At 63.4% G+C, this 14,697-nt stretch carries 9 protein-coding genes; 6 read left to right on the plus strand and 3 right to left on the minus strand.

What is annotated here, in order from left to right:
* Positions 1-83: 83 nt before the first annotated feature.
* On the minus strand, positions 84-4,169 hold the full coding sequence (locus ACYU70_RS18370; protein ID WP_342300478.1) for an HYR domain-containing protein: 4,086 nt from the start codon (positions 4,167-4,169) through the stop codon (positions 84-86).
* A 474-nt stretch (positions 4,170-4,643) separates the two neighbouring features.
* On the opposite strand from ACYU70_RS18370, the gene ACYU70_RS18375 reads away from it, so the two are divergent.
* Positions 4,644-5,165, plus strand: a complete 522-nt coding sequence (locus ACYU70_RS18375; protein WP_342300481.1) for a GNAT family N-acetyltransferase — start codon at positions 4,644-4,646, stop codon at positions 5,163-5,165.
* An 18-nt stretch (positions 5,166-5,183) separates the two neighbouring features.
* Here the strand turns inward: ACYU70_RS18375 and ACYU70_RS18380 are convergent, their stop codons facing one another.
* Both ACYU70_RS18380 and ACYU70_RS18385 read right to left on the minus strand, forming a co-directional pair.
* Positions 5,184-6,242 (minus strand): ferredoxin--NADP reductase, encoded by a 1,059-nt coding sequence (locus tag ACYU70_RS18380; protein ID WP_342300482.1) that lies wholly within the window; start codon positions 6,240-6,242, stop codon positions 5,184-5,186.
* 30 nt (positions 6,243-6,272) lie between these two features.
* Complete coding sequence (locus ACYU70_RS18385; protein ID WP_342300484.1) at positions 6,273-8,933, minus strand: M1 family metallopeptidase; 2,661 nt, start codon at positions 8,931-8,933, stop codon at positions 6,273-6,275.
* Between the two features lie 44 nt (positions 8,934-8,977).
* Between ACYU70_RS18385 and pxpB the strand changes: the two genes are divergently transcribed.
* The 5 genes from pxpB (at position 8,978) to ACYU70_RS18410 (ending at position 14,620) form a co-directional block, all read left to right on the plus strand.
* Complete coding sequence (gene pxpB / locus ACYU70_RS18390; protein WP_342300485.1) at positions 8,978-9,724, plus strand: 5-oxoprolinase subunit PxpB; 747 nt, start codon at positions 8,978-8,980, stop codon at positions 9,722-9,724.
* Positions 9,721-10,722 (plus strand): 5-oxoprolinase subunit C family protein, encoded by a 1,002-nt coding sequence (locus ACYU70_RS18395; RefSeq protein ID WP_342300487.1) that lies wholly within the window; start codon positions 9,721-9,723, stop codon positions 10,720-10,722. The genes pxpB and ACYU70_RS18395 overlap by 4 nt, the downstream gene beginning before the upstream one ends.
* A gap of 165 nt (positions 10,723-10,887) precedes the next feature.
* The gene (locus tag ACYU70_RS18400) at positions 10,888-11,670 is read left to right on the plus strand and encodes a LamB/YcsF family protein (RefSeq protein ID WP_342300489.1); all 783 of its coding nucleotides are present in this window, start codon (positions 10,888-10,890) and stop codon (positions 11,668-11,670) included.
* Positions 11,667-12,863 carry an NRAMP family divalent metal transporter gene (locus ACYU70_RS18405; RefSeq protein WP_342300491.1) on the plus strand — a complete coding sequence of 399 codons (1,197 nt, stop codon included), beginning with the start codon at positions 11,667-11,669 and terminating at the stop codon, positions 12,861-12,863. Before ACYU70_RS18400 ends, ACYU70_RS18405 begins: the two co-directional genes overlap by 4 nt.
* Before the next feature lie 143 nt (positions 12,864-13,006).
* Positions 13,007-14,620: a glycerol-3-phosphate dehydrogenase/oxidase gene (locus tag ACYU70_RS18410; protein WP_342300492.1), complete on the plus strand. Its 1,614-nt coding sequence runs from the start codon at positions 13,007-13,009 to the stop codon at positions 14,618-14,620.
* The last annotated feature ends 77 nt before the right edge of the window (positions 14,621-14,697 follow it).

The raw sequence follows: 14,697 nt of genomic DNA on the forward strand, positions 1-14,697 counted from the left end.
CTGCCTGACTACTACTCATCGGACACAAAAAAAGTCCCCGCTGGCAATGCCGACGGGGACTTTTCAAAACCTACTACCCGGGCTTAGCGGGCGATGAGCAGGCGCAGCATTTCGGCTTTGCCATTCACCACCAGCTGGCACTGGTAGAGGCCGGCGGCCAGATTCTGGCTGTTGAGGGTGAGCGAGTAGAGTTGCCCGCCGTTCACGGCCCCGTCGTAGAGGCTGGCGACGCGCCGGCCCATGCCATCGTACACGACTACGCTGGCTTTGCCATCGAGCGGGGTGCGGAACGATACCGTGGCCTGGTCATTAGCCGGGTTGGGGTAGGCCGACAGCTCGTTGATGCTACCGCTGGTAGCGGCCACGGCCGGAGCCGTGCCACGAGCCGCCGTGGTGCAGGCCCCCAGCTGGTCGCCGGCGTGGCCGGTGAGGTGGGCGGGCACGGCATTGGGCGAGATGCAGATTTCGTGGCCGTTGTGGCACACCACTACTTTATCCTTATCGCAACGGGCATCCACTACGCGGAGCGTGACGGTGGCCGTGGCCGTGCAGCCGTACTGGTTGGTGGCCGTCACGGTGTAGGTGAAGGTACCGGCCGTAGTGGCCGTGAACACGGGGTTGGCCAATTTGGTGCTGCTCAGGCCGGCGGCCGGGCTCCAGGCGTAGCTCACGCCGCCGGTGGCGGTGAGGGTAGCACTCTGCGAGCCGTAGCCGAGGTAGAGGTTGGTGGCTACGCCGCCGGTGTACACATTGCTGGCCGGGGCCACGGCAATGGCCGGAGCCGGAATGCTGCCCACCACCGTTACCACGGCCGGGGCGCTGGCCACGTTGCCGTGGATGTCGGTCACGGTCAGGGTCACGGGGTTGTTGCCCAGGTTGGCGCAGCTGAAGCTGGCTTTGTTTAGCACCAGTGTGGCGATGCCACAGGCATCGGTGCTGCCATTGTTCACGTCGGCGGCGGTTACTGAAGCGGCACCGTTCACCAGTGTCACGGTCACGTTGCGCACGGCCACGGTCGGGGCCGTCGCGTCGTTCACCGTCACGCTGAAGCTGTCGGTGCTGGTGTTGCCGCTGGCATCGGTGGCGGTCAGGCGCACGGTGGTAGTGCCCACGGCAAAGGTGCTGCCCGAGGCCGGGCTGGCTACCACCGTGGCACCGGCGCAGTTATCGGCAGCCGTGGTGGCAAAGGTGACCACCGCGCCGCACTGCGAGGCCGGGGCGCTGCGCACAATGGCGGCGGGCACGGTCAGCACGGGGGCTTCGGTGTCGTTCACGGTCACGGTCTGGGTGGCGGTGGCCACGTTGCCGCTGGCATCGGTGGCGGTCCAGGTCACGGTAGTTGCGCCTTTGGCGAAGGTCGTTGGGGCGTTGTTGGTCACGGTTACAGCGGAGCAGTTATCAGCCGCAATAGCGTTGCCTAGGGCTACGCCCGTGGCGCTGCACTGGCCGGGGTTGGTCGAAACCGACACAGCAGCGGGGGCCGAGATGGTGGGGTTTTCCACGTCTAGAATCGTCACCGTCTGCGTGGCGGTGGCGGTGAGGCCGGCCGCGTCGGTGGCCGTCCAGGTTACCGTGGTGGTGCCTTTCGGGAAGGTAGCGGGCGCGTTGTTGGTCACGGTCACGCCGGTGCAGTTGTCGCCGGCCACTGCGTTGCCCAGGGCTACGCTGCTGGCCGTGCACTGGCCCCGGTCAGCCGACTGCGATACCGTGGCAGGGGCCGAAATCGTGGGGGCTTCGGTATCGTTCACCGTCACGGTCTGCGTAGCGGTGGCAATAAGGCCGGCGGCATCGGTGGCAGTCCAGGTCACGGTAGTAGTGCCTTTCGGGAAGGTGGCGGGCGCGTCGTTCCTTACTACTACGCCGGTGCAGTTGTCGCCGGCGGTGGGGGTGCCCAGCGTCAGGCCGGTAGCCGAGCACTGGCCGGCATCGGTCGAAACAATCAGACTGACGGGGGTCGAAATCGTGGGCGCTTCGGTGTCGTTCACCGTTACGGTCTGGGTGGCGGTGGCCTTGTTGCCGCTGGCATCAGTCACCGTCCAGGTCACCGTGGTCACGCCTTTGGCGAAGGCGGTGGGAGCATCGTTGGTAGTAGTCAGGTTAGAGCAGTTGTCGGCAGTTGCTGGCGTACCCAGGGCCACGTTGGTAGCCGAGCACTGGCCGGCATCGGTGCTCACCGTCACGGCTACGGGAGCAGTAATGGTGGGCAGCTCGTTGTCCTGCACGGTTACTACAGCGGTAGCCGTACTCACGTTGCCGTTGGCATCGGTCACGGTCAGGGTTACCGGGTTGGGCCCCACGTTGGCGCAGGTGAAGGTGGCGGGCGAAACCGTCATCGCGGCGATGCCGCACGAAGCCGTCGAGCCGTTGTTGACCTGGCTCTCGCTCACGGTTGCCTGGCCGTTGGCATCAAGCACCGCGCTCACGTCCTGCGCCACAGCCTGCACCGTGCAGTTGTTGATGGTGATGGTGAACGTCTGCTCGGGCACCGAGGCATAGGAGTGATGGAAGGCATCTTCGGCTTGCAGGCGCACCACGAGCGTACCGGCGGCCGAAGCCGGCGGGGTGCCCGACAGCACCGCCGTTCCCGTGGCGGGGTTGGCGGTCAGCGTCAGCCACGAAGGCAGCTGCAAGGTTTCGCTGATGTCCACCGCGTCGCCGTAGGCCAAATCGGCATCGCTCGTGCTAATGGTATAGGTGTAGAGCTGGCCCACATCGGCGCGCGTTACGGGGGCGGAAGTGAATACGGGCAAGTTGTTCACCACGTAGTTCAGCTCGTGAGTTATCTGCTCGTTGTGGGTTTCGCTGGCCGTGAACACGAACGTGTGCTCACCCCAGTTGCTGGGGGCGGGTGTCCAGGAGAAAGTGGTGCTGGTGGGGTTGCCGGCCGTGCTGGGCTGTTGGCCGAGGGCGGCACCGGCGGGCAGGGCCACCAGGGTGCCATTGCTCAGCTTCTCCTGCACCGAAATGATGGTAGCCTGGTCGCTGGGGTCGGCCACGGAGGCCTGCACGGGGTGCGAAAACGACACGCCCGGTGTCAGCACCAGGTCGGTACCGGCGGCCGGGGTAGGCGGCACGTCGAAACGCGGCTTCAGGCTCACGATAATGGAAACGGAAGTGGCCGTTTGTGCACCCACGTTATTTTCGGCCGTGAAGTTGACCACGAAAGTACCGAACTGGCTGGCCGTGGGCGTCCAGGAAAAGGTGTGCTGCACCGGGTTGGCAAACACGCCGAACGCCGGGCTGACTACCGCGTTCGAGGGCACGCCCACCGCGCTCAGGCGCACACTGCTGCCCGCATCTATGCTGGTGGCTTTCACGGTGAAGCTCACCGGCTGGCCGGGCGACACGTTGAATACGCGCTGGTTGGCCGGCGTTACGGCGTAGTCGAACTGGGGCGGGTTCGATGCCGCCACCACTTGCATGATGAAATCAACCAGCACCTCGGTGCGGCCGTTGGAGATTACGACGGCCGTGTTGTACAGCTGGCCGGCGGTTTTGCCCACGGTGTTGAACGTCACCTCGCCGGATTGGGAATTGATGCTGATACCGGCCGGCTGCGTGCCCGACCAGTCGCCGGAGCCCGAAGCCAGGCGGAACGAGAGCGGGCGGCCGTCGGGGTCGGCGGCGGGCACAATGAACTTGGCGGTGGCCAAGCCCAACGGCACATTCACCACAGCCGGCACGGTGGCCACGGGCGAACTGTTGCCCCCGCCCACGTTCACCACCGAGCTCACGTACCAGAGGCCGTTGGCATTGTTTTGCAGCGAGCTGATTTTGTTGCCGCCTGAATACACGGCCTTGAAGCTGCCGGTGTTGACGTAGCGGTGCACCAGCGTGCCCGTACCGTATTGGTAAACCCCGTTGATGTTGGTGTACGTGATGGGCACCGTGCCCGCGGTAGTGCCGTCACCGAAGTTGATGCTTATCGCGCTGGTAGTCGTCAGGGCCCAGCCGGCGCTCACCTTGAACTCGATGGTGTGGCCCGTAGCATCGGACTGCACTACCCGCCACGACATGTCGCCGTAGCGGAAGTGGGTAGCCTGCGCGGTGGGCGCCAGGCCAAACCCCAGGAGGCAACAAAGCAGCAGCAAGCGCCAAGCCGCATTCAGCGACGGCAAGCCGGCTTTTGTTGCTGAAGCAGTGAAAAAATGAGTACGGGTGTTTTTCATACAAAAAGTGAACAGGTGGGAAAATGAAGCAAAAAGAAAATTGAACAAGTGCCGAAAACCCTACAGAAGGTAATTTGTAGTTTTATTCTATAGAATTTTAAGACTATTGCTATAAGTAGTCGACAAAACTACAATTACATTCATTTATAGTGCAAATAATAAAATATCTGAACATGGTAAGTACAACTTTATTATTTGACATTATTTGCAATTTTTATCTTTTAAATTGCCTATAATCCATCAACAGTGGCCTCAACAGCCCAGATTATTAGCAATACCAGCCAGTCCTGCTTTCACTATTTATCACTTACTTATTCACAGAAAAACACAATAATTATTTTCAGATTCTACGCGCAATGTAGGCAGGTTAAAATTTAATTATTTTACTATTATATATTTTAATATTAACTAAAAACAAAGGATATTTCAAGGCGCTAAAGCGCATCTGTTTTCTGCCGCCCGTAATTTTGGGGAATGAAAAGCCCGTTTGCTCTGGCCCTTGCCACTCCCGCTGATGCCCCCCGCCTCACCCAGTTCGTGAATGCCGCCTACCGGGGCGACACCGCCCGCCAGGGCTGGACCACCGAAGCCGACCTGCTCGACGGCCAGCGCATTGATGAAGAAGGAATGCTGGAGATGCTGGCCCGGCCCGGCGCAGCCATCCTGCTCTGTCAGAACGAAAGCGGTGAACTGCTGGGCAGCTTTCACGCGCAGGCCAAAGGCGAATTACTCTACCTTTCCATGCTGGCCGTGAACCCCACCGGCCAGGCTCAGGGCGTGGGCAAGTTCCTACTGAACGCGGCCGAAGACTACGGCCGCCGGTACGGCTGCACCACCAGCAAAATGACGGTGATTTCCGTTCGCACCGAGCTGATTGCCTACTACGAGCGGCGCGGCTATCATCTCACCGGGGCCACCGAACCCTTCCCCACCGACCCGCGCTTCGGCATTCCGAAGCAGCCGCTGGTGCTGCTGGTATTGGAGAAGCCGCTGTAGAGACGCATAATTGCGTCTCTACCCCGCTTTTTGGTCGAAATCCAGCTGCACGTCGCCGCCCACGGGGTAGCCGGTGCAGGTGAGCACCAGCCCGCGGGCCAGCTCGCGGTCGGTGAGGACTTCGTTGTTGCTCATCCAGACCTGGCCCTGGGTGCAGCGCACGGCGCAGTTACCGCACTGGCCCACCTCGCAGCTGTAGGGCAGGCGCAGGCCGTGCCGCCGGGCGGCTTGCAGAATGGTGACGGGAAACTGCACCCGCAGCCGGTGCGGCTGGCCGCGCATGAGCAGCGTTACCTCGTGTGGCGCGGTATCGGGCGGCTCGGCGTGGGCGGGGGCCACGGCGCTGGTGAAGAACAGCTCGCGCCGCATGAGGCTGAGCGGCAGACCGGCTTCGTGCAGGCCGTAGGTGGCCATGCGCATGAAATTGATGGGGCCGCAGAGGTAGGCCAGAGTGCCTGCTGGGAAGCCCGGCACGAGCTGCGTCACGAGGGCTTGGAGCAGTTCCTTGTGCAGGTGGGCGCGGTAGAGGATGGGGTCGTTGCTGAAAAACAGCTCCAGTTGCAACCGCGCCGGGAAAGCCCGGGCCAGCGCGCGCAGTTCGTCCAGAAACAGGGCATCGGCGGCCGTGCGGTTGCTGTAGAGCAGCAACACGGCCAAGTACGGCTGCTGCGCCAGCACCGTTTTTAGCAATGAAAAAAGTGGCGTGATGCCGCTGCCAGCGGCCACGAATACGAGTTGCTGGTAGGCGCTCACATCAGGCGGCAGGGTGAAAAACCCGCCCACGCCGCTGGTGCGCAGCACATCGCCCACCCGCACCTCATCGACCAGCCAGCGCGAAAACAGGCCGTTATCCACGCGGCGGATGGTGATGGCGGGCAACTCATCCAGTGCCGGAGCCGAACTGAAGGAGTACGAGCGCCGGACTTCGGCCCCGTACACCTCGCGCACCAATGTCAGGTATTGGCCGGGCTGATACGGGAGGGTTTCGCCGGGCTGCGGCTGCAATACCAGCGTGCGGGCCGTGGGGCCGTGCTGCCGGATTTCGACAATCGTGAGCTGCTGATAGGCGTTCGACATGGCTTCGCACGAAGTAGAAGGACAGCGGATTTAGAACGGCTTGGCGGGGCCCGACTGCACCAGCTTCTCGGCCCGAAACAGGTCATCGCTCGCCTGCAAAAGCTTAGCGCGGAGCTGGGGGTTGTAGTCGGGGTGGGCGGCCAGGAAGCTGCGCACGGTGGCTGCGGCCGTGGCCGTCTGGTAGCTGCCCAACGTGGCCTGGAGCCAGGAATACGGGAAGAAAATATCGCCAGTGAGCTGGATTTCCTGCAACAAATCGAGGCTGGCGGGCAGGTATTTCTCCGACGTGGCCTGGCGCAGCGGGTGGTGCAGGTAGCCCAACGCGGCCGTAACCCAGGCTTCTTTGGCGCGGCCAGTTTTGTCTTTCAGGCTGGCAAAGAAGGCATCGCGGGTAGCCTCGTCCGGCGATAGCGCGGGCATGAGGAATTGCAGGCGCTGGCGGCGGTCGGCGTTGGTGATGCGGGCAAGCTGGGCGGGCAGGATGGGCTCGGGGGCCGCGTAGTCGCGCACGGCCAGCGCCAGGGCCAGGGCGGTGTAGTCGTCCTCGGTCAGCTTGACCTTGGCGGGGGCCTTTTGGGTTTGCCAAATTTGATAGAGGCGGGTTTGGGCCGGCTGCGTGAGGGCGATGGATTGGTAGGTTTTGAAAAGCTGCTTCTGGGAGTTGGGCGAGGGGTTTTTCTGCAAGGCCGCCCACAGGTCCTTCTCCAGTCCCGGCCCCACGGCCAGCCGCTGGGCGGGCGTGAGAAACTGCCAGAAGATGGCGCTGGCCTGGCCCGTGAGCAACTTCAGGTTCAACTCCTCGGGCTCCAGGGTGAGGGCCTGGCGGTAGGCAGTGAGCAGTTTCAGCGGCGTGATTTCCGGCCCGATGAGCATGTTCTCATATAGGTTGACGTAGCTGGCGGCGCGGGCCACCGGGTTTGCCAGCCGGGGCACGGTGGTGAGCAGTTCCGGCGCGGCCGGAAACACGCCGTAGCCCAGCCCCGTGGAATTGAACACGATGCGCTTCGGCAGAAAAGGAATTCGGATTCCCTTTTCCTTGCCATCCATCTTCACGCTCAATTGCTGCTGCTCGCCGCTGGCCGACTCAATCAGCACCTCAAACTCCTGCGGCCAGAGCCGGTCGGAGCCATCCTCAGCGGTTTGCGTCATGTAGAGGCCGTAGCGCTGGTCGTGGCCGCCGCTGATGCGGTAAGTGAAGACGGGGCGGCCGGGCTGGTTCACCCACACCTGGTTCCAGGCCTGCAGGTCGGCAGGGGTGCGGGCGTCGAGGATTTTGATGAGGTCGGGCCAGGTGGCGTTGCCGTGGGCGTAGGTTTTGAGGTATTCCTGCAGGCCGGCCTGGAAGGCTTCGGGGCCCATCAGGCGCTCCAACTGGCGCATCATGATGGGCGCTTTGTGGTAGATGATATTGCCGTAGAGCGAGCCCGCGTCCTGCAAATTGGCCAGCGGCTGCCGGATGGGGTTGGCCCCGGCCGTGCGGTCGATGCCGTAGGCGGCGGGGTAGTGGTCGATGACGAATTTGAGGTCGTAGTTCGAGTTTTTGACGGTCACCTGCGTGATTTTATCAGCCATGAAATTGGCAAACACCTCCTTCATCCACACGTCGTTGAACCACTGCATGGTCACCAAATCGCCGAACCACATATGCGCCGTTTCGTGCGACACAAGATTGGAGCGGGCCAGCACCTGGTCCTGGGTCGCGCCCTCGTCCAGAAACAGCGTCGAGGCCTTGTAGTCAATGGCCCCGACGTGCTCCATCCCGCCGTACTGAAAATCGGGAATCGCCACAAAATCAAACTTCTGAAACGGGTACGGCAGGCCGGTGTACTGCTCCATAAAGGCCAGTGCATCGGCGTGCAGCTGGAAAATGGGGCCGAGGCTGAGGCGCAGCTTGGCGGGGTCGGTTTCGCGGTGCAGAAAGCTCATGGGCCGGCCATTCATGGTCCGGTCGAGGCGCGAGAATTTACCCGCCGCAAAGGAAAACAGGTAGGTGCTGATGCTGTCGGAAGTGGCGAAAGTGTAGGTTTTAAACCCTGGCACTCTGCCATCGAGAGTAGATTCAGTGGAATCAACCAGCGGCGCATTGGCCACGGCCTGCCACAGCCTGGGCACCGTGAGGGCCAGTGTGAACGTGGCCTTCAAATTGGGCTGGTCAAAGACCGGGAAGACGGTGCGGGCGCGGTCGGGCACCAGCAGGGTGTAGAGATAGTCCGGGTTGCGGTTGAGCGAGAGCTCGCCGGCCCGCAGGCCAATTTTCACTACGTTGTGGCCCAGGTGCAGGGCGGCGGCGGGCAGCACGAGGTGCTCGTCGTGATGGTCGATGGCCAGCGGCTGGCCGTTGAGGGTGAGTCGGTGCAGGTACTCGGTGGGCGCTTTGAAGTCGAGCTGCACCGGGTGACGGTTGTCCTTCAAGTTAAACGAAACCTGCTCAACGACTTCAATCGGCTCGGCTTTTTGCGCCGGGATGGCGAAGCTGAGATTGTAGGCTACGCTACTGATGGTGGCCCGGCGCGCCTGGGCCAACACCTCAGACACCCCGGGCGTTATGGGCGGGTCGGGCTCAACGGGCGGCGTGGGCTGGAGGGTAGTCGTCACGGGCGTACTGAACATGGGCGCACGGTGGCAGGCCACCGCGCCCAGCGCCAGCAGAACCGCCCCGGCCCTGCCATATTTACGAAAGCGAAATGTCATTGGAATAGGCCAGTGCTGAGAGCTTCAAAAGTAACCGCCACTTCGTGAGTACCGCCCTGCCGCCGTCCGAGATGCCGCCAGTGCGCCTCTATCCGCTGGGCGATGCGGCCGTGGTGGTGGAATTTGGCGGCGGTATCAGTCCGGCCACGCACCGGGCCATTGCGGGCTTTAGTGGCCGGCTGGCCCGGCAGCCATTTGTGGGCCTGCGCGAGGTGGTGCCCGCTTTCACCACGCTCACCGTGTATTACGACCCGTGGCTGGTGAGCGAAAACGGCCAATACGCGCCGCATGCGCGAGTAGTGGAACAACTGAAAAAGCTACTGGCCGCTGCCGAAGAATCCGAAGCCGCTACCAAAACCGAAATCGTAGAAATCCCGGTGTGCTACGGCGGCGCGTTCGGGCCGGATTTGGAGTTCGTGGCTGCCCACACCGGGCTTTCGGTGGCCGAAGTCATCGCCCGGCACACTGCCCCGGACTACCTGGTGCATATGATTGGCTTCGCGCCCGGCTTCCCATATCTCGGCGGAATGGATGAGCGGCTGGCCACGCCGCGCCGGCCGGAACCGCGCCCGCTGGTGCCGGCCGGCACGGTGGGCATCGCGGGGCCGCAAACGGGGATTTACTCGCTGCCCACACCGGGTGGCTGGCAGCTCATCGGGCGCACGCCGTTGCGGCTGTTCAATCCGGAATGGGCTGCGCCCAGCCGGCTTCGGGCGGGCCAACGACTGCGCTTCGTGGCCATTTTGGAGGCGGAGTTTGTGGAAATTCAGCAGCAAGAGCTTCAGCCATGAGCCTGCGCATCCTCCGTCCCGGTCTGCTGACTACCGTGCAGGACCTCGGCCGTTTCGGCTACCAGCAGGATGGCATCATCGTGAGCGGCGCGGCTGATGCGCTGGCCCTGCGCGTGGCCAACCTGCTGGTGGGAAATGAAGAACCGGTTGCCGGCCTCGAAATAACCCTACTCGGGCCGAGAATACGCTTTGAAGCCGACCACCTCATCGCCCTCACCGGGGCGCACCTCTCCCCCACCCTCAACGGTCAGTCGATGGGCCGGAACCGCGCCATTTGGGTGGCGGCGGGTGCGGAGCTGGCATTTGGACCGGCGGTGGCGGGGTGCAGGGCGTATCTGGCGGTGGCGGGCGGCGTGGCCGTGCCGCTGGTGCTGGGCAGCCGCTCCACGTATCTGCGGGCTGGCTTTGGCGGGCTGAATGGCCGGGCCTTGCGGGCCGGTGATGAGCTGCCAATTGGCGAGCCTTCTGCTACCAGCGCGGCAATTCGGGCCGCCCTTTTCAATAGCCAGAAAAACTGGGTTCAAGCCCGTTTCACGCCCGGCCCAGGCCTCTGCCCCGCGCCCCGGCCGGAGCCGGTTATCCGCGCCTTGCGCGGGCCGGAATACGCGCAGTTTTCAGCCGAAAGCCAGCAGGCGTTCTGGTGCCAGCCATTCACCATCAGCACCGAGGCCGACCGCATGGGCTGCCGCCTGCAAGGGCCGGGCCTTAAGCGACTCGAAACCACGGAGCTGCTGTCGAGCGCCGTCACGTTCGGGACGGTGCAGGTGCCGGCCGGCGGGCAACCCATCGCGCTGCTGGCCGACCACCAGACCACCGGCGGCTACCCGCGAATCGCGCAGGTGATTTCAGCCGATTTTGCGGCGCTGGCGCAGGTGCGGCCGGGCCAGCGGCTGCGGTTTCAGGAAGTGATGCTGGCCGAGGCGCAGGCGCTGTACCTTGCGCAGGAAGCGCGGGTACGCGGGCTGCGGCGCGGGATTGCCACGGTTTTTAGAAGCTGAAGGGCTTTAGCTTCCTAAAGCCGGAACGTCATGCTGAGCGTAGCCGAAGCATCTCTACCTCAATACTAACCCAATCGGCTCAACGAAGCGGTAGAGGTGCTTCGGCTGCGCTCAGCATGACGGACTTTCGTGATGTTCTTTTACGCCAAATCTATCAATCCCTATATGCCCCCAACCCACTCCGTTGACCTGAACTGCGACATGGGCGAAAGCTTCGGAGCCTGGACGCTGGGCAACGATGCCGCGCTCATGCCCTTCATCACCTCGGCCAACATTGCCTGCGGCTACCACGCCGGCGACCCCGCCGTGATGAAGCAAACCGTGCGCGCCGCCCTGAAGCATAACGTGGCCCTCGGAGCCCACCCCGGCCTGCCCGATTTGGTGGGCTTCGGCCGGCGCAACATGGATATTTCGGCCGAGGAAGCGTTTGATATGACCGTGTACCAGTTGGGCGCGCTGCATGCCGTAGCGAAGGCAGAGGGCGGCCAGCTCCACCACCTCAAGCCCCACGGCGCGCTCTACAACATGGCCGCCACCAACGCCGCCCTCGCCACGGCCATCGCCGAAGCCGTTTACAAGGTGCAGCCCGAAATGGTGCTCTACGGCCTGGCCGGCTCCGAGCTCACCAAGGCCGGCGAGAAAATCGGCCTAAAAACTGCTCACGAAGTCTTCGCCGACCGCACTTACCAGGCCAACGGCACCCTCACCCCGCGCCGCCAGCCCGATGCCCTCATCACCAGTGCCGACGCGGCCATTGCCCAGGTGCTGCGCATGGTGCAGGGCGGCGGCGTGCGCACCCAGCAGGGCACCGACGTGGCCATTCGGGCCGATACCGTGTGCCTGCACGGCGACGGCACCCACGCCCTCGAATTCGCCCAGCGCCTGAACAAGGAATTGCGCGCCGCCGGCGTGCAGCTGCAAGCCACCGCCCCCAGAAGCGCCCGATGAAGCCGAAGTTTCGCGCATTCGGCGGGGCCAGCCTGGGGGCGGCCTTTCTGATGGCAAATTCGTCCATCGGCCCGGGCTTTCTCACCCAGACCACGGTGTTCACCCAGCAGCTGCTCACCAGCTTCGGGTTTGTCATTCTGATTTCGGTGGTGCTCGATATCGGGGCGCAGCTCAACACCTGGCGCATCCTCACGGTGAGCGAGTTGCGGGCCCAGGATTTGGCCAACCGGCTGCTGCCGGGGCTGGGTTATTTTCTAGCGGGCATGGTTATTCTGGGCGGCTTCGCCTTCAATATCGGCAACATTGCGGGCTGCGGGCTGGGGCTGAATGTGCTCACCGGAATGTCCTTTGAGCAAGGCGCGATAATTAGCTGCGGGGTGGCGCTGCTGCTGTTTTGGGTGCGCGAAATCGGGAAGATGCTGGACGGGTTTACCAAGATTCTCGGCACCGTCAAGATTCTGCTCACGCTGGGCATTGCCTTCAGCGCGCACCCGCCCCTATTGCAGGCGCTGCACCACACGCTGCTGCCCGTCAAAATCAGCGCCGCCGCCATTGTCACCATCGTGGGCGGCACGGTGGGCGGCTACATCACGTTTTCGGGCGCGCACCGGCTGCTTGATGCCGGGATTAAAGGACTTGGCAGCCAGTCGGAAGTGACGCGCAGCGCCGTCAGCGGCATTGTCATTTCCACCATCATGCGGTTTGTGCTATTCCTGGCAATTGTGGGCGTGCTCAGCCACGGGGCCATTCTGGAAAAAGACAACCCGGCTGCGGGCGTGTTCCGCTCGGCGGCGGGCGAGGTGGGCTTTCGGGTGTTCGGGGTAATTTTGTGGAGCGCGGCCATTTCGTCGGTGGTGGGCGCGGCCTACACGTCGGTGTCGTTTTTCAAGACCTTCCACCCGGTTTTTGCGCGGTATGAGCGGGCTTGCATTTCGATATTCATCATCTTATCAACCAGCATTTTTGTCTTCATCGGCAAGCCTACGCAGCTGCTCATTTTCGCCGGGGTCATCAACGGGCTGATTCTGCCCATCGCGCTGGGCATTGTGCTGGTAGCCGCCACCAGCCGCCGCCTGATGGGCACCTACCACCACCCCCGCTGGATGCTGGCCGCCGGCTGGGTGGTGGTGCTGGTGATGGGCGGCCTGAGCGTGCCCGTGCTGGTGGAGCAGGTAGGCGGGTTGCTGCGGTGAGTGGTGGGTGAAAAGAACGTCATGCTGAGCGCAGACGAAGCATCTCGCGTGTGGTAGTAACTCAATCGATTGGTTTACTTCGGCACGCGAGATGCCTCGGCTCCGCTCGGCATGACGGCCTTATTTCGTTTAAATTTTCACCCATGCCCACCCCCAACCCCTTCCACCGCGAAACCCTGCTCCAGCAACTCACCGCCACTCCAACCTGGGACCTCATCGTCATCGGTGGGGGCGCTACGGGGCTGGGCGTGGCGCTGGATGGCCTCAGCCGGGGCTACCAAACGCTGCTGCTGGAGCAGGCCGATTTTGCCAAGGGCACCAGCAGCCGCAGCACCAAGCTGGTGCACGGCGGCGTGCGCTACCTCGCGCAGGGCGATATCGGACTGGTGCGCGAGGCCCTGCACGAGCGGGGCCTGCTGCTGCAAAACGCTCCGCACCTGTGCCATAATCAGGCTTTTATTATTCCGAATTACACCTGGTGGGGCGGCCCGTTCTACACCATCGGCCTGAAGCTGTACGACCTGCTGGCGGGCCACCTGAGCCTGGGCGCATCCACCCACCTCAGCCGGACCGAAACGCTGCGCCAGCTGCCCGGCCTACGCCCGGCCAACCTGCGCGGCGGCGTACTCTACCACGACGGCCAGTTCGACGATGCCCGCCTGGCCGTGAACCTGGCCCAGACCTGCATAGAAGGCGGAGGCACGGCGCTCAACTACTTTCCGGTGCGCGGCTTGCTGAAAGATGCCCAGGGCCACGTGGCCGGCGTGCGCGCCACCGACCAGGAAACCGGGCAGGAATATGAGATAAAGGCGAAAACCGTAGTGAATGCCACCGGCATTTTCGTGGATGAAATCCGGCTGCTTGACGAGCCGCAAGCCGCGCCGCTGTTACAGCCCAGCCAGGGCGTACACCTGGTGCTGGACCAGTCGTTTCTGCCCGGCGCGGCGGCCCTGATGATTCCGCACACCGACGACGGCCGGGTATTATTCGCCGTGCCGTGGCTGGGCCGCATCGTACTGGGTACCACCGATACGCCCGTGCCCACCGCCAGCCTGGAGCCCCGCGCCCAAGAGGCCGAAATTGACTTCCTGCTGCGCACCGCCGCACAGTATCTCACCCGTGCCCCCACCCGCGCCGACGTGCTCAGCATCTTCGTAGGACTGCGCCCGCTGGCGGCAGCCACGGCGGGCTCGAATAAAACAAAGGAGATTTCGCGTAAAACAAAGGAGATTTCGCGCCGCCACAAAATCGTGGCTTCAGCCAGCGGCCTCATCACCATCACCGGCGGCAAGTGGACCACCTACCGCCGCATGGGCCAGGATACTATTGACCAGGCCATTGCCCTGGGCCGGCTGCCGCCTGCCGCCAGTCAGACGGAACATCTGGCCATCCACGGGGCCGGCGCACTGGCTGAAAAAGCGCCCTCACCGGCTCATTTGGCCGCCTACGGCAGCGACCAGCCGGCCCTGCGCCAACTCATTGCAGACGTGCCCGCACTGGGCGCAAAGCTGGATGCGCAGTTTGAATTTCTGCAAGCCGAAGTGGTGTGGGCCGCCCGCCACGAGCTGGCCCGCACCGTGGAGGACGTGCTGGCCCGGCGCGTGCGCCTGCTGTTTCTGGACGCGGCGGCCGCCCGGCGCGCGGCCCCCACCGTGGCCGCTCTGCTAGCCGGGGAATTGGGCCATGATACCGCCTGGCAGGCCCGGCAGGTGACAGCGTTTGCAGAGTTGGCGCGGGGCTACCAGTTGGCCAGCTAGCCTGGGGCAGTAGGCAGTGGCCCAGGCAACACGATTATTTTAGGAATCAAAACGGGCTCAGCGAGTTAAACCAGCGC

The organism is Hymenobacter segetis, from assembly GCF_054776495.1.

What these genes read in the sequence shown, in the direction of transcription:
- ACYU70_RS18405 (WP_342300491.1), top strand. Translation starts at nt 11,667, where the DNA reads ATGAAGCCGAAGTTTCGCGCATTCGGCGGGGCCAGCCTGGGGGCGGCC.
- ACYU70_RS18385 (WP_342300484.1), bottom strand. Translation starts at nt 8,933, where the DNA reads ATGACATTTCGCTTTCGTAAATATGGCAGGGCCGGGGCGGTTCTGCTG.
- ACYU70_RS18410 (WP_342300492.1), top strand. Translation starts at nt 13,007, where the DNA reads ATGCCCACCCCCAACCCCTTCCACCGCGAAACCCTGCTCCAGCAACTC.
- ACYU70_RS18370 (WP_342300478.1), bottom strand. Translation starts at nt 4,169, where the DNA reads ATGAAAAACACCCGTACTCATTTTTTCACTGCTTCAGCAACAAAAGCC.
- ACYU70_RS18395 (WP_342300487.1), top strand. Translation starts at nt 9,721, where the DNA reads ATGAGCCTGCGCATCCTCCGTCCCGGTCTGCTGACTACCGTGCAGGAC.
- ACYU70_RS18400 (WP_342300489.1), top strand. Translation starts at nt 10,888, where the DNA reads ATGCCCCCAACCCACTCCGTTGACCTGAACTGCGACATGGGCGAAAGC.
- ACYU70_RS18380 (WP_342300482.1), bottom strand. Translation starts at nt 6,242, where the DNA reads ATGTCGAACGCCTATCAGCAGCTCACGATTGTCGAAATCCGGCAGCAC.
- ACYU70_RS18375 (WP_342300481.1), top strand. Translation starts at nt 4,644, where the DNA reads ATGAAAAGCCCGTTTGCTCTGGCCCTTGCCACTCCCGCTGATGCCCCC.